An 18,616-nucleotide genomic window follows, 5' to 3' on the forward strand; every position below is an offset into this window, starting at 1 on the left:
AAGGGCAGGCCGCCGACTATACGGCGTCGGCCTGCAGAACGCTCAGGCTCGCCCGGGCCAGCCAGTCGTGCTCGGGAGAGGCGCCGGGCCGGTAGAGACGGCCTTCAAAGGTGCCCAGGCCGCTGGCGGCGACGGTATCGACTCGCACCATTACCTCCAGAGGCGCATCGGGGACCAGATCATCAAGGCGAGCCTCGAACCGGCGTGCACCCAGCAGCATGCCCTGGCGGGGCGTGCCGCCCTCGCGGGGCTGCAGGGTCGACCAGGCCGCCGAGGCCTGGGCCATCCACTCCAGCGCTACCTGAACGGGAATGCCGTGATCGTCGGCGAACAGTGACGAAGCCGACGGTATCACAGCTGCGACGATGTGTTCGGCATTGGCCGCGACCACATGATCAAGCAGACACATTGGCCCCTGATGCGGTACCAGCGACGCCACGGGCGGCCAGGCAGCAGCGGACTCAGACATCACTGCGTTCCAGAATCAGGGCCGCATTGTTGCCGCCGAAGGCAAAGGCGTTGGACATTGCCACACGGGGCTGTCCGGTCGTTTCGGCATCCACCAGCGATAGCGGCATCAGCGTGTCATCGAGTGGCTGATCATGCACGTGACGCGGCAGAAAGCCGTGTTCCAGCGCGAGCCAGCAGAAGGCGGCCTCGAGCGCACCGGCCGCGCCCAGGGTATGTCCGGTCAGCGCCTTGGTCGAGCTGGCGGGTGGTTGATGATCGCCAAAGACATCATGAAGGGCCAGCGCTTCCATGGCATCGTTGTGCGCCGTGGCGGTGCCGTGCAGGTTGAGATAATCGACATCACCGGGGCTTCGCCCGGCCATGTCCAGCGCCTGGCGGATGGCGGCGATGGCGCCCACGCCGTCCGGAGCAGGTGCCGAAATGTGGTGGGCATCCGAGCTTTCGCCGTAGCCGGTCAGCTGAATGCCGTCGGGGTCGCGGGTAACGATGAACAGTGTCGCCGCCTCGCCGATATTGATGCCGCGTCGTTCGGCCGTGAAGGGCTGACACGGCGCGTCGCTGACCGCACCCAGCGCGTCAAAGCCGTGTACGGTCAGGTGACACAGGGTATCGGCGCCGCCGGCGATCACGGCATCTGCCTGACCGGAGCGCAGCAGACGTCGCGCCGCGCTCAATGCCCGGGCACCGGAGCTGCAGGCCGTGGAAATGGTCCAGGCAGGCCCTGCAAGCCCCAGATGGTCGCGAATGAAGTGGGCCGGTGCGCCGAGCTCCTGATGGGCGTAGCGGTAGCGCTCGTCAAAATCGTTGCCGGGCCCGGTGCGGGCAATGGCTGCCTCGGTTTCCGAAATGCCCGAGGTGCTGGTACCCATGACCACCGCGATGCGATGCGGCGCGTATCGTGACAGCACCTCGTCAAGCTGCGGGCCGAGCGCCTTCAGCGCGGTGGCGATCAGCCGGTTGTTGCGACTGGCAAGCTCGATCGGCCAGTCATCGGCGGTGACCAGCGACGTCGTGACATCACCCAGCGCCAGTGGCCTTCCGGGGGTATAGCGTTCGCTGTTGACCAGCCCGCGTCGCCCCGTAGCGAGGGCGTCGACAAGGGTGGCCCGGTCATCGCCGAGGCTGCAGATCACGGCGGGTTCAGAGAGTCGGCAGCCGTTGATCGTCATGGGGTGCCTCCGGCATCCGGCGTGTCTCCGAAGGGCGTAATGACCATGCGATAGCCGATCTGGAAATCGGTCAGCACGTCATGGGCCTGGCTGACGGGGCGCTCGATGGTATCGATCCGGGCCACGAGGGTGTCACCTTCAAGAATTTCGCGAACCCGGCCATGCTCAAAGCCCTGATCACGTACCTGCCATGCACTGTTCTGGAAGGCCGTTTTCAGGTCCGATTCGGGGCGCAGGCTCCACTCCAGGCGCTGGGCAAACCACTCGGCGGGAAAGGGCGGCTGATCCATGATCGACCGGGTATAGCGCGCGCCCTGATCGTCGCGCACCAGAGTGAATAGACGCTGGCCGGTGGGCGTGGCGATTACGACACGCAGGCCCTCATTATCGAGCCGAATGACCGCCAGCAGCGTTTGTGCTTCGCGGGCGTTGTCAAAAGGCGTGATGGTCAGTCGGCGCTTGAGCGTCTGCGTCTCGCCCTGCCAGCCGGGAGCGGCCTGGGGCGCCATGGCCGGCGCGCTGCAGCCGACCAGAAGGGTCAGCACCAGCAGGAGCGCGCAGGGCCACAAGCGGCGGGTGAGAGGCGAGTGTGGCAGGAAGGGCAGTGCTGTCATGCGGCGTGTCCACACAGTTGGGCCAGGGTGTCGAGGTGTCGACGCGGCTGGCTGACGAAGGGGTTGTCGTTATCCCAGGCGTAGCCTGCCAGCACGGCGCTGATCATGCGTCGCAGATAGGCCGGCGGCTCGGGATGGAAAATGATGGCCGGCAGCCGGCCGTCGTACCAGGCCTCCACAAAGGCGCGAAAGGTATCGATGCCGTGGCGCAGCGGCTGCTCGAAATCGTTTTTCCAGTCGACGCTTTCGCCTTCAAGCTGCGCCCTGACCAGCGGCACGGCCAGACAGGCCGAGCGTACTGCGACGGTGACGCCGGAGGAGAATATGGGATCGAGAAACTCACCGGCGTTGCCAAGAATCGCGTATCCCGGGCCGGTCAGACTTTTGACGTTGCGGCTGTAGCCGCCCAGTGACGCAATGGGACGATGGGGCGTTTCAATATCGAGCCAGTCGCCCAGCTCGTCAAAGGCCGTGAAACAGGCCTGAAAACCCTGCGTCTCGTCCGTCTCGAAACCGGTCAGGCGCGAGAGTTCTTCGGGCGAGCCGACGAAGCCGGTCGAGGCGCGGCCGTTGGCAAAGGGAATGACCCAGTACCAGACGCTGGCACGGCCGTGCAGGCCGATCTGGATCTTTGTGCGGTCGAAGTCCTGACGCTCGCAGGCCTCCGGTCTGAGCGACAGGTGGGTAAAAAGGGTCTTTCGCGGCGTCAGGTGAGACGTCTTCAGCGTGCCCTCCAGTCGCGCCAGGACCTGCGCAAGGCCGCTGGCATCAAGCACGAAGCGCGCCTTCAAGCGCCAGGCGCTGCCCTGCTCATCGGTAACGGTCAAGGCTGGCGTGTCGGGATGAGAGGCGAAGGCAGTGACGCGCTGACCGAAGCGTACCTCGGCGCCGCGGGCACAGGCAGCCTCGATCAGGCGCTGATCGAAATCGGCGCGCTCGACCTGCCAGGCCTGCCCCGTACCCTCGCTCGACTTGTCGCGAAAGTCGATGTCCACCCGCTCGCTGCCGCGGACAAAGCGGGCGCCGTTTTTCATCTGGTAGCCGGCTCTGTTGATCACCTCGGAAAGCCCGACGCTTTCGAGATCCATCAGACACTGCGGCAGCAGGCTTTCGCCGATGGAAAAGCGCGGGAAGTGCGATGCCTCGAGCACCAGCACCCGCAGGCCCGCCTCGGCCAGCATGGCGGCGGCCACGGCGCCGGCAGGCCCGGCGCCGATCACGGCCACATCAGTCTTTTGTTCGGGCAGCTCGCTCCCGAAGGATTGCGACGGGGAAGTTGTCATGGCGTTATCCATGGTCATTGTTGTCAGGCGTTGTCCGGTCTTCAGGGAGACGGTGCTGCACCAGGGCCGTGAGCAGCCAGACGCTGGCCAGGCCGATCAGGGTTGTCATGCCGATGTGGTGCAGCACCGGCGTGGCACTGAAGGCCAGAAGCCCGAAGGCCAGCAGGCTTGAAATGATCGACAGCGTGATCGCAAGCCAGGCGTGATGCGCTCTGGGATGTTCCTGCATGAAAATGCCGGCGTCCAGTCCGATGCCCAGCACCAGCAAAAGTGCCAGCTGATGAAACAGATTCAGCGGCACACCCAGCAGCGCGTAGAGAGTGAGCACGGTCAGAATCGCGCCGCCGGCGGGAGCGATGACTCGCCAGGTGCGCCACCGATAGCGCAGCGCCAGCAAAAGCGTCAGCAGCACGAGCGCACCGGCTACCCACTGCGCGATCTGTCGGCGCAGCTTGCCCAGCACCGTGCTGATCTGTTCGACCCGGTCGACCAGCTCAATGTGCTCGTCGCTGCGCGCCAGGCTTGCCAGCTGCTGGCGGGCGTGGTCATCGACGCCGCTCAGGGTGATCATGCCGGCCACCATGTCATGGTCGATGCGGCCAAGCCACAGGCGCTGATCGTTCTCGCCCAGCGGGCTTTCAAGCCAGTGCTCCGGCATCAGAGGCGGTGACTGATCCACCATGGTCATGGCGCGCTCATAGAGCGCCGGTGGCAGCCCTGCCGAGGCATAGACCTTATCGAGCTGCTGTTTATAGAGGTTGCGGGTGCGTTCCAGGTTGGCACTCTGACGCGCTTTCGAAGGCACATGGTCGGCCAGACTGGCATGACTGCCCAGGTGGCCCTCTTCGACCAGCCCGTCCAGCATGGGATCAAGTGATTCAACCCGGCCGAGAAAGCCCTCACTGTCGTGCGCCATGACCAGCAGATAGACGGTACCGGTATCCCGCCCGAGTTCGCGTTGAATCAGGGCCTCATCGTTCAGCAACTGGCGTGATGAGGTATTGATCAGGCGCAGGCTGTCGTCGCTCTGCAGTCGCCCTCCGGCGATGGCCACCGCCACCAGTGCCAGCACCAGCGCCAGGCGTGGCCCGAGTCGGCCCCGCAGTCGGGCGAGCAACTGCCAGAGCCTGGCGGCCAGCGCCTGAGTGCCGGGCGTGGTGCGCACGCGGGTCAGCGGCAGCCACAGCACTACGGTCAGCCAGGCGCCTATCAGGCCGCAGCCGGCAAACACGGCCATCTGGCGAAGCCCCGGCATGGGCGTGAAGGCCTGCACCACATAGGCCATGACGCTGGTCACGAGGCCGAGCGCCAGCCCCGGCAGCATGCGACGCATCCGAAAGCGATCGCCTGCCAGCGTGCGGGCACACTGCAGATGCAGCGCGTAGTCGATGGCGACCCCGATCAGGCTGCTGCCAAAGGCCAGGGTCAGCAGATGAATGCCGTTGAACCACCAAAGCGTGACGGCCAGCGCAAACACGGCGCCGGTAATCAGCGGCAGCAGCAGGGTGGCAATGGTGGTCGGCGAGCGAAACACCATCAGCAGAATGAGCAGTACGCCGATCAGCGACCCCAGACCGATGGTGCTGATCTCGCTTTTGGCCTGGTGGGCGCCGTCGGCGGCGTGAAAGACCATGCCGGAGCGCCACAGCCGCGCCTCGGGATGGTCTCCTTCAAACTGCGCGATGGCATCGGTCAGGCGATCCTGCAGCCCGGTATCCCAGGCACTGCCCGCAAGCGTTGCGGTCATGACGACCAGCGCCTGGCCATCGACCTGTAGCGTGACCAGATCGCCCCGGGTGTCGAAACGGGTGGAGAGCTGACTGTCGAGCCAGCGATTGAGCAGCCCGAAGGGGTCGCGTACCGGATGCTGATCAAGCCCGGTAGGCATGACCAGCGAGGCCAGCGCCTGACGTTGCAGCTCGTCGGTATCGCCGCTGTCGAGGGTGGCGCGCAGGTGGTCATCAAGCAGCCGATAGCGCGATGGTCCCAGCACCGTCAGCAGGTCGTCGAGCTGATAGTCCCCCGGGCGATAGCGCAGCTGACTGACGACATCGGCATTTTCAAGATCACTTGCCAGTGCGTCGGCCGCCTCACCCGGGTTATCAGCCTTTAAAAGCACCACGAAGCGATGGGCAAAGGGCGTGCTGAGCTGATCGTTGGCCCGGTCAATCTCATCGGACTGATGAGTATCGGGCAGCAGCGCCGTAATGCGGGTATCGAGACTTGCCCCGCGCAGCAGCTGGGCGCTGCTGAAGGCCAGACAGGCCAGCAGCACCAGACACCACAAAAGGGCCGGCAGGCGCGTTGCGCGCATCACGGTTACGGTGCCTGTCGCGAGGCAGTGTGGGCGACGGGATCGCCTTCATCCGGAGGCAACAGATGGATGTCGAGCCGGTCACCGTCGGCCATGGCCATGCGGACCTGCTCGAGGCGATCGTCGCCGCGCATGTCGATGCTGTCGAGATAGCTGGCCAGTGCCTGCTGTCGAGGGGTCAGCCTGGCATGCCAGTCCTTCTGATCTCCCTCGAGGGTGACCTCAAAGCGGTCGGACAGGGCGGCGAGCTGACCGTTGAGGAGCTGCATGATCAGAGTGGCGACCCCGGCCGGATCATCCTCGACCGGCTTGCCGTTGCGCTGAATGCCCTGATCCGAAAGCTCCATGGTCTCCTGCACCGGTGACTCCAGCGCCCAGACCACGCGGTCGCTCTGTTCGAAGCGGTAGCGACCGCGGCCGTCAATCTGCGTGTCCAGATCGGCCAGATAGCGGGTCTGCTCGAAGCGGCCGGCCACGTCGCCCTGAGCGGCCAGATGATCGGCCAGCGCCTCAAGTGTCAGGGCGTGTGCCGGCAGGGCAGCAAGCCAAAGCGCAAGCGAGGCAGCAGGTACAGACAGTGATCGTAAGCGCGTGCGACAAGACATGTAACTCAGGCTCCTGAACCGACAGGACAGCGGCTGTCCATGGTTAATGGGGGGGGCGTACGTTGTGCTGCTCGGACTGCCAGAACGAATAAAAGTTGAACCACTGTAGCGGATAATGACAGCAGAAATACTCAAGGCGTGTCACGAAGTGCGCCATGGTGTCTGTCATCCATGCTTCGCGCGCCTTGCGCGACAGCGTTCCGGCATCTCCGAGCAGTTCAAAATGCACGTGATGCGTTTGTCCCTGACGGGCGCAGACCAGCAGGTACAGCGGGCAGCGCAGCAGCGTGGCCAGCCGGAAGGCGCCTTCCGGAAAGGGGGCACTACGACCCAGAAAGTCAATCCAGCGCCGTCTGGCGCCCGTCTCGATGGGTTCACGGTCGGCGGCGATGACCACAAAGCCACCTTCGGCGACACGCGCTTGAAGGCGCTGCGCCGTGCCGGGGCCCATGTCGCTGACCTCGATCATCTCGACCGACAGGGGGCGATCGATCCCGGCGAACAGGGAGTTGAAGCGCTGGGCATGCTGCGTATGCATGACCACGCTCATTTTCAGATCACGGCGCAGCCGCCCCAGCGCCTGACAGACCTCGTGGCTGCCCAGGTGTGTGACCACGATGATGCCGCCATGGCCGGAATCGATGGCATTCCTGAGCGTTTCGCGCTGCTCGACCCGGATGGATTCGGGGGGAATACGCCCGTAAAGGGCCAGCACCTTGTCCAGAATGGCTGTCCCGAAGGTCGTGAAATGGCGCACGGTGGTCAGGCGCGGCAGCGACACTGAAGGGCAGAAGGTTTTCAGCCGGCGCTGATACTCCCTTGAGGCGCGTCGGGCAATCGGCCGGCGCAGCCAGTAATAGAGCCCGACGAAAAACAGCACCCCCTGATAGGCGCGTGCGCCGAAACGGTCGTAAATGGCGAGCATCAGCCGGATGCCACCGAGCGAGCCGGACTCGCTGATGGCTGACCAGTGACGTGTGGTGCGTCTGCGCTGCGATGATGTCATGAGGCACCCCTGTCGTGCGTGTCATGTAATGCCTGCCAGCGCCGATACAGCAGCCGCGGCAGTCGGATCAGCATGCCCAGCGTCAGGCGCAGATGCATGCGCGCCATCAGGACATTGTCACGAAACAGGCGAAAATGAGATACGCCGTCAGAGGGATAGGTCACCCGCACCGGCAGGTTATCGACCGGGTGGCCGGCCCAGAACCAGCGCACCAGCACCTCGGTATCAAACTCCATGCGATCGCCACAGCCATGGCGCGCCAGCATGGCATTGACGGGTACCAGCGGATAGAGGCGAACGCCGCACATGGTATCGCGCAGTACGGTGGACAGCGTATTGAACCAGACCCACACGTGAGTGATGTAGCGACTGATGAAGCGGTGCAGCGGCACGCTGTGATCAAAGCGCGGATAGCCGATCACCAGCCGTTCGGGCGCACGCCCGGCCATCTCGATAAATGGCGGCAGGCTTTGAGGGTCATGCTGACCGTCGGCATCGACCTGCAGAGCGTGGGTAAATCCGAGCGATCGAGCATGCGAGAGGCCGCAGCGCACGGCATTGCCCTTGCCCCGATTGCGATCAAGGCGCAGCAGATGGACATCGGGTGACTGCACCAGCCGGTCCAGTTCTCTGGCACAGGCGGTATCGCTACCGTCATCGACGAGCACGATGGGTAGATTCAGGCAGGCAAGCCCTTCACAGGTCGCTGCGATGGCGTGTTCATGGTTGTACACGGGCACCAGCACGCAGGGGGAAAATGCGGTGCCATCACGATCAGGATTCATGAAGACTCTCGAGGATCATCGGTTGCAGACGCGACTGACAGCAGGCGCAGTTGCAGATGCTGGCCGCGATGTGAGGTCACGCTGACGTTCAGGGCGTCATGCTGGCGAGTCAGCGTCATGACGGCGCGATCTCCGGGGAGCAGCGGTGCGGGAAAGCGCACCCGGCGCATGTCACGCCACTGGCCCCGGGCCCCGAACAGGCGCTCCGCCTGCTGTCGGGCCCAGTGGATCAGGGCAATACCGGGCACGATCGGGCGCTCCGGGAAGTGACCCTTCAGTGCGGCCAGGCGCTCGGGGATCTCCAGCGTGATCCGGCGCTGATCGGGGGTGGGTGACTCGATGTCCAGCCAGCGGGGCTGGCGGCGATCATCAAGGTCATCAAAGAGATGGCGCGCCATGGTATGGGTCAGCTTGCCCTGGGCGTTGACCGGCAGTGTCTCCACAAAGCGCCAGAAACGTGGCAGCACCACGGGCTCAAAGGCGTCGGCCAGATGCTGTCGCAGGGCGCTGATGAGCGCGCGACGCGTGTCATGATCCCGGGCGATGCCTTCCCGGGCCATGGCGATGACCGCCCCGATGCGCCCGCCCGAGTGATCGATGGTCAGACAGCGAGCGGCCAGCACGCCGGGAAAGGCCTCGATGTAATGGGCCAGACCCTCCAGCGATACGCGCTTGCCTCCCACCTTGACGATACGATCGGCGCGGCCGTGCAACGTAAAGCGCGGCGGATGCGTCTGGAGCAGGTGGATGTGATCGGCCTGTTCATGCCACTGCTCCGGGTCGGGCAGGCGGTTCGAGCGCAGCAGCGTGCGCTCGCCGTCGCAGCGAAGCCTGACGTCATCAAGCGCCTGCCAGGTGGTGTCCTGACTGGGCCGGCGCCAGGCAATGGCACCGCTTTCCGAGCTGCCGTAGATCTCGGTGAGCTCGCTGCCCATCAGCCTCTCTGCCTGTACCGCGGCGTCATGATCCAGCGGGGCGGCGGCACTGAAGAGGCGTCCCGGACCGTGATCCGGCATGCCGATTGCGGCCCCGGGCAGGCGGGAGAGCTGCGGCGGTGAGCTGATCAGGGCGCTGACCGGCATCTTCATGAGCCACTCGGCCAGCGTTTCGGGCCAGGTCACGATCGAAAGCCCGAACGGGTGCGAGGTGGCCAGTGCTCTCAGAAGCCCGGCCGTCAGTCCCCAGGTGTGCTGGTGGCTGACCTGACTGATCACGACGCCTTTGCCCAGTGGCCAGTGTCGCTCAAAGGCGGCAACCTCCGATTCCAGCTGGCCCAGCGTGCGAAAGATCGGCGTGGGCTCGCCGCTGGAGCCGGAGGTGAACAGCACCACGGCGTTATGATCCGGTGACAGCGTCGATGCGAGTGTGAATCCTGTTGCCGGCGGCGGTGCCGGCGGAGCCTCCGGCAGCTCACCCAGCAGAATCAGATGGCGCCGGCGCAGATGGTCCACGGTTTCGGGGAGATTGTCGCCGGGCAGCCAGACCCGACGCCCGGCATGCCAGAGTCCCAGCAGGGTGGCAGTAAAGCGCCAGGGATCGCTGTCGTAAAGCGCTACGTCCCGGTCCTCGGGCAGTGACAGGCTCGCCCAGGCTCTAATGGCCTCGCGCAGCTCACCGCGGGTACGCATTGTCTGGCCGGAGCAGGCCACAACGTCAGAGTCGGCGCCCGAAAGCCAGGGACAGCGCGTCAGCGAGGGTGGCAGATCCCGATGAGCGTTCATGCCTGTACCTCCCGGCGTCGAACGAGCTGTCGCACCAGCCACTCTCCCAGCATCAAAAGCGCTGCCAGCGCATAGCTGATGGCGCCAGTGTACATCTGCCAGACGTGCAGGGGCGCCCACAGCGCCAGGATAAGCGCCGCAAGCGCGTTAAGGCTCATGAAAACGCCCCATAGCCAGGTAACCCGGCGAGTGTAGCGCACCCCGCTGGTGGGCAGGTCAGGCTCTGAAAGACGCGCCAGCCGCTCGATCAGAGGGGTGGTGCGAAGGCTGCCCAGAAAGAGCAGCGCCAATGAGGCGTTGATCATGACCGGATAGAGGCGTACGCCCAGCTCTGCCTGACTGCTGATCAGCAGCACCAGCAGTGCTGCCAGCACCAGTGACCAGCGACGGCGGTGTTCGCCCATCAGCCAGTGAGCCCCGGCCAGCACCATGAAGATGATCAGGAGCGCTCGAGTGCCCCAGAGCGGCAGGACGATCCACAGAGCCGCGGGAAACAGCACCATCGACAGCATCGATGACCATTGGCGGGGGCCGGGGCGTTCGGCAGGCGTGACTCCCATCGTGAACCTCAGTCGCTGCGACGTTCGGCGACCAGCGCGCTGAGCTGTCTCAGACTGGCAAAGTGCTCGCGGTTTTCTTCGGCATCGCTGTCAAGGCGAATGCCGTAGCGCTTTTGCAGCGCCAGTCCCAGCTCCAGCGCATCGATGGAATCAAGCCCCAGCCCGTCGCCGAATAGTGGGGCGTCAGGCTCGATATCGTCTGCTGTAATATCTTCAAGTTCCAGCGCCTCGATGATCATGTTGGCGACATCGCGTTCAAGCTCGGTCAATTCGGTATTGGCCATGTATGTTCTCCAGAGATCCCTTGTTGTTGATGAACAGACGAATACGCCGCCGGAGCATCGTCAACCCCGTCCAGGCGGGTGCCATATGATGCCAGAACCGGCCGATTTTCGGGACGCTATCTGCCATGTGCTGTTCAGGATTCGCTGGTGACCTGCCAGCAAAGAGGCGGCGCCCGTGTGATCAGCTCGCAGCGACCCATCAGCCAGTCGGTGAGTCGTGGCGGCGTCACGATGGGTGTCGATGTTTCGGGCATATCAACGGGATTCGCCTCCAGACACAGGGCATCAGGTGCGTTCGCGCGCGAAAGCTCCATCAGCATGGCGGAGGGGCGCTGCGGTGCCTGATCCGGAATGCGATAGCGCGCGGGGACCGGTGAGTCGGTCAGCACCAGCATGACGCTGTCGCATCCATCGCATAGATAGCCCCGCGCCTCGCTCAACAGCGCCTCGAACTCCTCACCGGCGGCGGCCAGGGCCGCCATCGAGGCGTGGTTGTCAAAGGCGATCGAATAGACCCCCAGCACGGCGTTGTGCACCGAAAGGCCGAAGCGGGCCGGCGAGAGCGGCTCGCCCTCGAACAGCGTATCGAGCATGTCCAGTGGGCGATGGCCGTCGCCGTGACGCGAGGCGTGCAGCACGGGTGTGCCTGCCCGCTCATGGGCGCCCATGTCGCCAAGCAGCGTACAGACGGCGCGTCCCAGCGGCGTCAGGCGCCGTCGCAGCAGGGCCGGTACGCTGTTGGCCGCCGGCTTTTCATCGGTCATGACCCACGCCGGCATCTCCTCGCCGGCGCGCTCGGGAAGCCAGGCGCGCCAGCGATGGAGATAGAGCGTGGGGTGTGCCGTATCGGCATGGGGTGAACGGTCCATGCAGGCCTCCCGAAAAATGACATCTGATTGTAAGCGGCAGGCGTGGTTTCATAAACCGCAAGTATGACAAACGTTATCGATGCCCGTGACGCCGCCCTTCAAGGAAGGACCATCACAATGGCATGGCAGCATTGATCCAAAACGGGTGAGATACTGTCCTGATTCAGGCCCTGCAAGGCTTTATACGGAGTTTAAAATGGCGCTTTCTACAGACGATCGCAATCGCCGACGCTTCATGCGTCGTGCCCTGGCCCTGCTGCCTGCTGCCGGCATGGCGGGGGCGTTGACCGCCCCTGAGCGGGCACAGGCCGGCGAGTCGCGCGAGCGATCCGAAGCGCTCGACATGACCGCCCGCAACAACGTGATCTACTGGGGCGCTGACCCGACCGGCAAGCGCGACAGCTCGGCCGCCTTTGTGCGCGCCGTGCGCTCCAGCATCGTTAACAGTCTCTACGTGCCACCCGGTCGCTATGCGATTGGACAGACGGTCGATCTCAAGGGCAAGAATCTCATCGGCCCGGGCCGACGGCGCAACGGACGTGAAAAAAACGCCATGCTGATGCCCTTTCACTCATTGGGCGATGGTGTCATGTTTACCGGTCATGGGCCGGTAATGCGTGACCTCAGCTTTTCCAACGGTGATAGCAAAAGACGATGGAAAGGCACTTATATTGATAGCCACGGCTATAACACCGTCCTTGAAAACATCCATTTCTCTTCCGCCAGTCTGGCCATCCGGGTCAGAGAGATCATGGTCAATTACAGCCTGGTGCGTTGCACCTTCATCGGCCTGAGTGTGGGAGTGCAGGTTGATGACGAAAAGGGTGAGAATTCCACGACCGCTCGCTTTATCGGCAATGAATTCAACTACTCCGATAACGGCATCATCTTCAAGAAAAATGTCTACGGAGCAACCTTTCAGGACAATATCTTCGAGGCCATGAAGGGCGATGCCATTCTTGCCGGGTTAATCTATCGCTCCAGCTTTATCGGCAACTGGTGGGAGGGCCGTAATGGCGGTGAATCGCCCTGGCCCTGCGTACGTATCACCAATAATCAGCAGTTCATGGGGTGCTTTGCCACTTCCAATACCTGTGTCTATGGCTGGGATAACGTTTTCAAAAGCGATAAGCACAGTGGCAGCATGGGCGGCGTGTCGCTGGATGGCGGCGAGGTTATCGTTCGCAACTCGACCGGCAATGCGCTGCGTCTGACGCCGGATTCGCTGCGTGCTGAAGCCGATGCCTGGAAGCCGGCCACGCCGCTGGTCATCCAGTCGAGTCACTCCGTCCATACTCACCAGACCAATCCGATCGTGTTTCGCCACAGCGGTCCCGATGGTGCTGTGGTGTTTGATACCGACCCCGAGACCAAAAACAAGGGCGTCTGGGATGGTGCCCTGCGTTTTGCCACGCAGGTCGATGGTGACGACAAGCTCCTGTATGACGATTACCGCGTCAATCGCGGCCGTCCGGGCCTGATCGGGGAAACGTCACTGATTGATAAAAAGGGAAAGGTGCGTCACGCCCTGACCGGCGTTGCCCAGTTCGTTAAATGGCGCAAGGGCGGCGATGGCCCCGGCTGCGACTTCTTCGCTCGCTGCGAGGCCGTTGACAAGGGGCAGGTCGAGTTCTCCTTCCCTGATGGCGAGGTAGAGCTGCGCGATCCGATCATTACGGTCACGGTAGAGGATGCCGGGATCCTTCATGACGGCATCGAATATCTGTCGGCCTATTCCGGTTCGAGTAAATATCAGGCCTGGAAGGGGTTCCGGGTCCGCTTTGTCGATCGCCAAAGCGGACAGCCGGCGCTGCCGGAATGCTTCACCCTTTCAATCTTCCATCCCCGCTGAGGGAAGGCCCTGTCCGGCGTCGTCAGACACTCTCATTGACCGGCGCCGGTCGGGGCTGATCGCAGCGCTCGGGCAGTGCGCCCGGTCGCAGGCGTCGAGACAGCACATCCACGGTCATGTTGATCACGGCGGTGACCATTAAAAGGGCAACGGCCTGGTCAAACATCAGATATTCAAAGCTTGAGTCGATGTGAAACCCCAGCGTGACCACGCCCAGCATCCCCAGAAGCGCCGTTTCGCGCATGATGACCTCGGCGCGATAGAACAGCAGCGCCAGAATACCGGGATAGATGCGCGGCATCAGCTCATGGCTGTAGAGATCAACGCCCTTGATGCCGGGCAGGCCGGGGGTAATTCCGTCAGCATGGCGCGCGGCCAGAAAGGCGATCAGAGCGCCGTTGTGCAGTGACAGTGCGATCCATGCCGGCAGCAGCGACGGGCCGGTCAGCAGCAGCAGAATAAAGGCCAGCAAAAGCTCCGGCGTTGAGCGCATGACGATCAGCGTGCCGCGACCCATGGTGCGTGTGGCGCGGTTCCCAAAATGGCGGCTGACCAGCGGCCACGCCAGCAGGCAGACCAGCAGCGAGCCCACCGTACTCATCAGCCCGAGCAGCAGGGTATTACCGATGGCGGGCAGCAGATTCGGCAGTCCGGTAAACCAGGCCGGCAGCGCCCCGAAGTCGCCATCCAGCAGCGGCTGCGGCCAGATGTCATGGCTGATGAACTGCCAGAGCAGGGTCGGATTGACGCTGGGCCAGGGGCCCAGCAGAAAGGCCGTACCCACCAGCCAGGGCAGCAGCAGTCGACGATGGGCCCACCAGTGCAGCAGAGCGATCAAAAGATAAAAGGCCCAGAGCAGGGCGCCGCCCTCATGATAGCGCCCCTGGCGAAAGGCGCTTTCCAGGTAGTAGCCCAGCGTCGGCAGGCCGACAAAGCCCAGCAGCACGCTGGCGCGCAGGGCACATTCGAAACGATAGCGGGTATATCCCGACAGGCGTTGCCAGGCCAGAGGCAGCTCGGTGTAGACAAAGCGTGACAGCCGGTCGGTGTCGGGCGACAGCATGCGCGCCGGGCTGCGATCGATCTGGGCGAGAATCTCGGCATAGACCTTGGCAAAGGTGGCGGCGTAGGGCAGGGCGATGGCCGCCAGCGCCGTGATGGCGGAGAGGCCGAACACCTGAAGAAACAGCAGCGCCCAGAACAGCTCGTGAATGGCGCGTACGAAGGCACACAGGGACCGCACCAGCCGGGAGCGCATGAAGATCAGCGCCAGCGGAAACCCGAGCACCATGCCCAGCGCCACGCCCCACAGGGCAAAGGTAATGGTCAAAAGCAGGGCGTGCAGAGGCGATTCGGTGGCCGTCACATCGGGGAGCATCATCCCCTTGAGCATACGCCATAACTCGGTCCAGGGATCGCGCGTGGTGATCGATAAATCGGCCAGCGGCAGCAGCACCACCATGATGGCCACCATCGCCAGCGTCAGGCGTAGCAGTCGCGCTCCGATATTATCGCTGCGCAGCCAGTTGAACCCGCTGGCGGGGGCCTCATTCCGGGACATAGAGCACATCAAGATCGTCTGTGGTCAGGTCACGGGAAGGGGCGTCGATGGTAATACGACCGTCGTTCAGACCAATGATGCGGTCAAAGTGTTCCAGCGCCAGCTCGCGCTGATGCAGGGCCACCACACAGGTGGGATGACGCGCCTTGATCAGATCGAGCAGTCGCATTCCCTGACGCGGATCGACGCTCGAGACCGGCTCGTCACCCAGAAAGACGGGTCGGTTCTGATACAGCGCTCGCGCAATCGCCACCCGCTGCTGCTGACCGCCGGAAAGCTGATCCACCTGCCGATGCAACAGCCCGTCGAGCCCGAGCGTTTCGGCCAGCGCACTGATCTCCTGCCAGCAGGCCCGGTTGGGACGCAGAAGATTGATCAGGTTCTGCCAGCGAGAAAAATGGGCCAGCCGGCCCATATAGATGTTGTGATAGGCCGAAAGCGTCGGTACCAGTGCATTGGCCTGGGGGCACCAGGCGCTCTGGTCTCCAAGCTGGACCCGCAGGGCGTCCAGAAGGGTCGACTTGCCAACGCCGCTGCGACCCAGCAGGGCGATACGCTCGCCCTGAGAGATGTGCAGCGTCAGCTCGGGAAAGACCACATGCTGATCGTGACCCAGTCGGGCATGATCGAACCCGGCAAGCATAGGGCCGGCATAGGGCTCGGCAACGGTGGCGTACGGCATGAGGTTATCGCAGCAGCCCCAGTGCTTCACCGACGTTCTCGATGGGCGTGTAGTCATCATTGGAGGCCGGGATAAACCCTTCACGCGGGAAGCTGGCCAGAAGATCGGGGTCGGTCATGTCCAGCAATGCCTTCTGCACATGCTCTGTAGTGTTGGCGCCGTAGTGGCCATCGACATCGCCACGGATGGTCCACTGATAATCCGGGTAGCTCGGCGTTGACCAGATGACGTGGACCTTGTCGGTGTCCACGCGGCCATCTGCCACGGCAGCGTCCCAGACAGTGTAGTTGAGCGCGCCGATATCAAAGGCCCCCGACTCGACCAGCGCCATGGTGCGGGTGTGATCGCCCGAATAGCCCACGCGGGAAAACACTTTTTCTGGCGCCTCATTGAAACGCTCACGCAGGTAGTAGTCGGGCATCAGGCGACCGGAAGTCGAAGTCTTGGCGCCAAAGGTAAAGGTCTTGCCCTTGATCGCCTCTGTCAGCTCGGACTGATCGGTCTGTAATCCGGTATCGGCGTTGGCAATGAAATAGGTCTTGAATTCGGCGTCTTCCTTGCCCTGTGCAATGGCTTTCGAGCCGGGCACGATCCGGCGTGCCTGTACGCCGGTCAGTCCGCCAAACCAGGCCAGCTGGACCTGGTCGTTGCGAAAGGCACTGACCGCAGCGGCGTAGGATTTGACCGGGACATACTCGACATCCAGGCCCGTCTGCTCGGAAAGATAGTCGGCCACCTTGTCAAAGCGCTCGACCAGCCTTGCTTCGTCTTCGTCGGGAATGGCTGTAAATCGGAAGGTGTCGGCAGCGGCGGTGGTGCTCAGCAGCACGAGAGAGAGGGCAAAGAGCCTGCGCATCGGGGAAACTCCTCAGAAGCGTCGAGTAGGGGAGACCGCGAATGTTATCACGCTCCGCTGCTTATATACGGTACTACTTATGTGTTTGTGGCGTCAGGGCCATCGGGCAGACATGAAAAACCCCTCTCGCAGGAGAGGGGCAGATCGTAGCGGCAGTAGGAATGCTTTCAGCTGCCGATATTCTTGAGCGGTTTGCCGCTCATCAGATTTTTCTCGATCTTTTCCAGCGAAATCCCTTTGGTTTCGGGAATCAGCAGCAGGGTGAAGATGATGAAGACCACGTTGAGCACCGACAGGATACCAAACGTCATGGCCCCGCCGATGGCGGCAATCATGACCGGGAAGAACTGACCAATGGCGAAGTTGCCGACCCAGTTGGCGACCGTGGAGCAGCTCAGGCCGAAGTCACGGCCGTTGAGTGGCTGAATTTCGGCGCACAGGGTCCAGATCAGCGGTCCTGCCGACATGGCAAAGCCGGCCACAAAGATCAGCAGCGACGCCATGCCAGTGTACTGCAGAAGGGTCGTGGTGGGGCCGATAACCAGAATCGAGGCCAGAACGGCCATGCTGGCGGCCATGACGGTAAACCCGGCATAGAGAATCGGCTTGCGGCCCAGACGATCGACAAAGCCGATGGCAATGAAAGTGGCCAGCACGTTGACCAGACCGGTCGCCACGGTACTCCAGAGCTGGGCGGCGGTGCCTTCAAAGCCGGACATCTGGAAGATCTGTGGGGCAAAATACATGATGGCGTTCATGCCGGTGAACTGCTGTACCAGCTGCAGGCAGATGCCCAGCATCACCGAACGGCGGAAATTGGGGTTTTCCTTGAACATCTGGAAGCCGCGACTTTTCTGTTCGGCGTTGATGCTCTCCTCGATTTCCCCCATCTCGTAATCGATTTCGGTCTTGCTGCTGCGCAGCTTGTTGAGCACTTCGCGCGCTTCTTCAAAGCGGTCGCGCGAGGCCAGCCAGCGCGGGCTATTGGGGACCATGAGAACGCCGATGAACAGCATGGCGGCCGGAATCATCAGAACGCCGAACATCCAGCGCCAGCTCTCGATATAGCTGAAGGCCAGGTTGGACATGAAGGCGGCGAGAATACCGATGGTTACCATCAGCTGATAGAAGGAAATGGTGGTGCCCCGGATACGCTCGGGCGCCACTTCGGAGAGATACAGCGGCGCTGTAAAGGACGCCACACCTACCGCCAGGCCCAGCAGGATACGGGCAACGACCAGAATGTGCGGGCTGGTGGCCGCAACCGCCACCAGAGCGCCGACGAAAAACAAAAGCGAACTGTAGAGCAACGCCTTTTTACGGCCAAAGCGCTGCGAGATGGCGCCGGCACCCAGGGCGCCCAGCGCGGCACCGACCATCATGGAGCTGACGATCCAGCCTTCCATCAGGGTAGAGACATGGAATTCGTTGACGATAAAGGGCAGGGCGCCCGAAATGACCCCGATATCCATGCCAAAAAGAAGTCCGGCCAAAGCGGCCAGACCACAGCTCAGCCATACCATGGGGACAATATCGGCATTCCTGACAGCATCAGGTTTCGCCTGAGCCTGCTGGGCAGCGCCTGAGCTGCCCCCCGCGTGACCTACCATGTCATTCTTCCTTGTTCAGCGACAGTAAGAGAGATTTGCTTAATCGTGTCAGCCATAAGCTACCAGCGCCGCTGTCTGTGTACTGCGCCATTATGGGCATTTGAGGTCACATGCAGAGGGCGGTCCCCGGTGGGAAACCGTACTTTTGCGGTATCGAAAGGCGTGATCGCCGGTCGGCGGCTGGTGGCATCATGAATCATACGCACCATAATAAAATCGTTAAGGCAGGGTAAGGCCAGCGATTATCATGTCCTGTTAGACCAAAGGTGTATATCGCGGCCATAATGAGGCCGCCTTATTGCGCGGCAGGCTCTGAAAATCTCATCCCCAATGCGCAATAGTGCTGATATCATTAGGGCTTTATGCAGCCTGGA

At 62.9% G+C, this 18,616-nt stretch carries 17 protein-coding genes; 1 reads left to right on the plus strand and 16 read right to left on the minus strand.

The window, feature by feature from the left end:
- Positions 1–16: 16 nt before the first annotated feature.
- The 12 genes from BM079_RS04785 to BM079_RS04840 all read right to left on the minus strand — a co-directional run bounded on the left by BM079_RS04785 (position 17) and on the right by BM079_RS04840 (position 11,681).
- Positions 17–469: an ApeP family dehydratase gene (locus BM079_RS04785; RefSeq protein WP_090131332.1), complete on the minus strand. Its 453-nt coding sequence runs from the start codon at positions 467–469 to the stop codon at positions 17–19.
- Positions 462–1,640 carry a beta-ketoacyl-ACP synthase gene (locus BM079_RS04790; RefSeq protein ID WP_090131334.1) on the minus strand — a complete coding sequence of 393 codons (1,179 nt, stop codon included), beginning with the start codon at positions 1,638–1,640 and terminating at the stop codon, positions 462–464. Before BM079_RS04790 ends, BM079_RS04785 begins: the two co-directional genes overlap by 8 nt.
- On the minus strand, positions 1,637–2,254 hold the full coding sequence (locus BM079_RS04795; protein WP_090131337.1) for a DUF3261 domain-containing protein: 618 nt from the start codon (positions 2,252–2,254) through the stop codon (positions 1,637–1,639). Before BM079_RS04795 ends, BM079_RS04790 begins: the two co-directional genes overlap by 4 nt.
- Positions 2,251–3,537, minus strand: a complete 1,287-nt coding sequence (locus BM079_RS04800; RefSeq protein ID WP_090131991.1) for an NAD(P)/FAD-dependent oxidoreductase — start codon at positions 3,535–3,537, stop codon at positions 2,251–2,253. The genes BM079_RS04795 and BM079_RS04800 overlap by 4 nt, the downstream gene beginning before the upstream one ends.
- A gap of 4 nt (positions 3,538–3,541) precedes the next feature.
- Complete coding sequence (locus BM079_RS04805) at positions 3,542–5,851, minus strand: MMPL family transporter (RefSeq protein WP_090131338.1); 2,310 nt, start codon at positions 5,849–5,851, stop codon at positions 3,542–3,544.
- A gap of 5 nt (positions 5,852–5,856) precedes the next feature.
- Positions 5,857–6,456, minus strand: coding sequence for an outer membrane lipoprotein carrier protein LolA (locus BM079_RS04810; RefSeq protein WP_090131339.1), 600 nt, complete (start codon positions 6,454–6,456; stop codon positions 5,857–5,859).
- Positions 6,457–6,499: 43 nt separating this feature from the next.
- Positions 6,500–7,462, minus strand: a complete 963-nt coding sequence (locus BM079_RS04815; RefSeq protein ID WP_090131341.1) for an LpxL/LpxP family acyltransferase — start codon at positions 7,460–7,462, stop codon at positions 6,500–6,502.
- Positions 7,459–8,247: a glycosyltransferase family 2 protein gene (locus BM079_RS04820; RefSeq protein ID WP_090131343.1), complete on the minus strand. Its 789-nt coding sequence runs from the start codon at positions 8,245–8,247 to the stop codon at positions 7,459–7,461. The genes BM079_RS04815 and BM079_RS04820 overlap by 4 nt, the downstream gene beginning before the upstream one ends.
- Complete coding sequence (locus BM079_RS04825) at positions 8,244–9,968, minus strand: AMP-binding protein (protein ID WP_090131344.1); 1,725 nt, start codon at positions 9,966–9,968, stop codon at positions 8,244–8,246. Before BM079_RS04825 ends, BM079_RS04820 begins: the two co-directional genes overlap by 4 nt.
- Entirely contained in the window at positions 9,965–10,528 is a 564-nt protein-coding gene (locus BM079_RS04830) for a COG4648 family protein (protein WP_139215258.1), read from the minus strand. Before BM079_RS04830 ends, BM079_RS04825 begins: the two co-directional genes overlap by 4 nt.
- Positions 10,529–10,536: 8 nt before the next feature.
- Positions 10,537–10,812, minus strand: coding sequence for a phosphopantetheine-binding protein (locus BM079_RS04835; RefSeq protein WP_175489603.1), 276 nt, complete (start codon positions 10,810–10,812; stop codon positions 10,537–10,539).
- Between the two features lie 134 nt (positions 10,813–10,946).
- Entirely contained in the window at positions 10,947–11,681 is a 735-nt protein-coding gene (locus BM079_RS04840; protein ID WP_090131348.1) for a beta-ketoacyl synthase chain length factor, read from the minus strand.
- Positions 11,682–11,877: 196 nt separating this feature from the next.
- Here BM079_RS04840 and BM079_RS04845 point away from each other — a divergent pair, with 196 nt between their 5' ends.
- On the plus strand, positions 11,878–13,533 hold the full coding sequence (locus BM079_RS04845) for a right-handed parallel beta-helix repeat-containing protein (RefSeq protein WP_090131349.1): 1,656 nt from the start codon (positions 11,878–11,880) through the stop codon (positions 13,531–13,533).
- Positions 13,534–13,555: 22 nt separating this feature from the next.
- On the opposite strand, the gene BM079_RS04850 is transcribed toward BM079_RS04845, so the two are convergent.
- From BM079_RS04850 to BM079_RS04865, 4 genes are all read right to left on the minus strand, one after another.
- On the minus strand, positions 13,556–15,094 hold the full coding sequence (locus BM079_RS04850; protein WP_090131350.1) for a PhnE/PtxC family ABC transporter permease: 1,539 nt from the start codon (positions 15,092–15,094) through the stop codon (positions 13,556–13,558).
- A complete protein-coding gene (locus BM079_RS04855) occupies positions 15,081–15,776 on the minus strand; it encodes an ATP-binding cassette domain-containing protein (RefSeq protein WP_245742824.1) in 696 nt (231 codons plus the stop codon). The genes BM079_RS04850 and BM079_RS04855 overlap by 14 nt, the downstream gene beginning before the upstream one ends.
- A gap of 4 nt (positions 15,777–15,780) precedes the next feature.
- Positions 15,781–16,632: a putative selenate ABC transporter substrate-binding protein gene (locus BM079_RS04860; RefSeq protein ID WP_090131351.1), complete on the minus strand. Its 852-nt coding sequence runs from the start codon at positions 16,630–16,632 to the stop codon at positions 15,781–15,783.
- Positions 16,633–16,799: 167 nt separating this feature from the next.
- Complete coding sequence (locus BM079_RS04865) at positions 16,800–18,242, minus strand: sugar porter family MFS transporter (RefSeq protein ID WP_281243935.1); 1,443 nt, start codon at positions 18,240–18,242, stop codon at positions 16,800–16,802.
- Positions 18,243–18,616: the final 374 nt, after the last annotated feature.

Source organism: Kushneria avicenniae, assembly GCF_900112585.1.
Classification (GTDB): domain Bacteria; phylum Pseudomonadota; class Gammaproteobacteria; order Pseudomonadales; family Halomonadaceae; genus Kushneria; species Kushneria avicenniae.

Excerpts from the sequence above, each read along its gene's own strand:
- BM079_RS04795 (WP_090131337.1), bottom strand. The coding sequence starts at position 2,254 with ATGACAGCACTGCCCTTCCTGCCACACTCGCCTCTCACCCGCCGCTTG.
- BM079_RS04840 (WP_090131348.1), bottom strand. The coding sequence starts at position 11,681 with ATGGACCGTTCACCCCATGCCGATACGGCACACCCCACGCTCTATCTC.
- BM079_RS04830 (WP_139215258.1), bottom strand. The coding sequence starts at position 10,528 with ATGGGAGTCACGCCTGCCGAACGCCCCGGCCCCCGCCAATGGTCATCG.
- BM079_RS04805 (WP_090131338.1), bottom strand. The coding sequence starts at position 5,851 with ATGCGCGCAACGCGCCTGCCGGCCCTTTTGTGGTGTCTGGTGCTGCTG.
- BM079_RS04860 (WP_090131351.1), bottom strand. The coding sequence starts at position 16,632 with ATGCGCAGGCTCTTTGCCCTCTCTCTCGTGCTGCTGAGCACCACCGCC.
- BM079_RS04845 (WP_090131349.1), top strand. The coding sequence starts at position 11,878 with ATGGCGCTTTCTACAGACGATCGCAATCGCCGACGCTTCATGCGTCGT.
- BM079_RS04835 (WP_175489603.1), bottom strand. The coding sequence starts at position 10,812 with ATGGCCAATACCGAATTGACCGAGCTTGAACGCGATGTCGCCAACATG.
- BM079_RS04815 (WP_090131341.1), bottom strand. The coding sequence starts at position 7,462 with ATGACATCATCGCAGCGCAGACGCACCACACGTCACTGGTCAGCCATC.
- BM079_RS04800 (WP_090131991.1), bottom strand. The coding sequence starts at position 3,537 with ATGACAACTTCCCCGTCGCAATCCTTCGGGAGCGAGCTGCCCGAACAA.
- BM079_RS04810 (WP_090131339.1), bottom strand. The coding sequence starts at position 6,456 with ATGTCTTGTCGCACGCGCTTACGATCACTGTCTGTACCTGCTGCCTCG.
- BM079_RS04850 (WP_090131350.1), bottom strand. The coding sequence starts at position 15,094 with ATGTCCCGGAATGAGGCCCCCGCCAGCGGGTTCAACTGGCTGCGCAGC.
- BM079_RS04825 (WP_090131344.1), bottom strand. The coding sequence starts at position 9,968 with ATGAACGCTCATCGGGATCTGCCACCCTCGCTGACGCGCTGTCCCTGG.
- BM079_RS04790 (WP_090131334.1), bottom strand. The coding sequence starts at position 1,640 with ATGACGATCAACGGCTGCCGACTCTCTGAACCCGCCGTGATCTGCAGC.
- BM079_RS04865 (WP_281243935.1), bottom strand. The coding sequence starts at position 18,242 with ATGGTAGGTCACGCGGGGGGCAGCTCAGGCGCTGCCCAGCAGGCTCAG.
- BM079_RS04855 (WP_245742824.1), bottom strand. The coding sequence starts at position 15,776 with ATGCCGTACGCCACCGTTGCCGAGCCCTATGCCGGCCCTATGCTTGCC.
- BM079_RS04820 (WP_090131343.1), bottom strand. The coding sequence starts at position 8,247 with ATGAATCCTGATCGTGATGGCACCGCATTTTCCCCCTGCGTGCTGGTG.
- BM079_RS04785 (WP_090131332.1), bottom strand. The coding sequence starts at position 469 with ATGTCTGAGTCCGCTGCTGCCTGGCCGCCCGTGGCGTCGCTGGTACCG.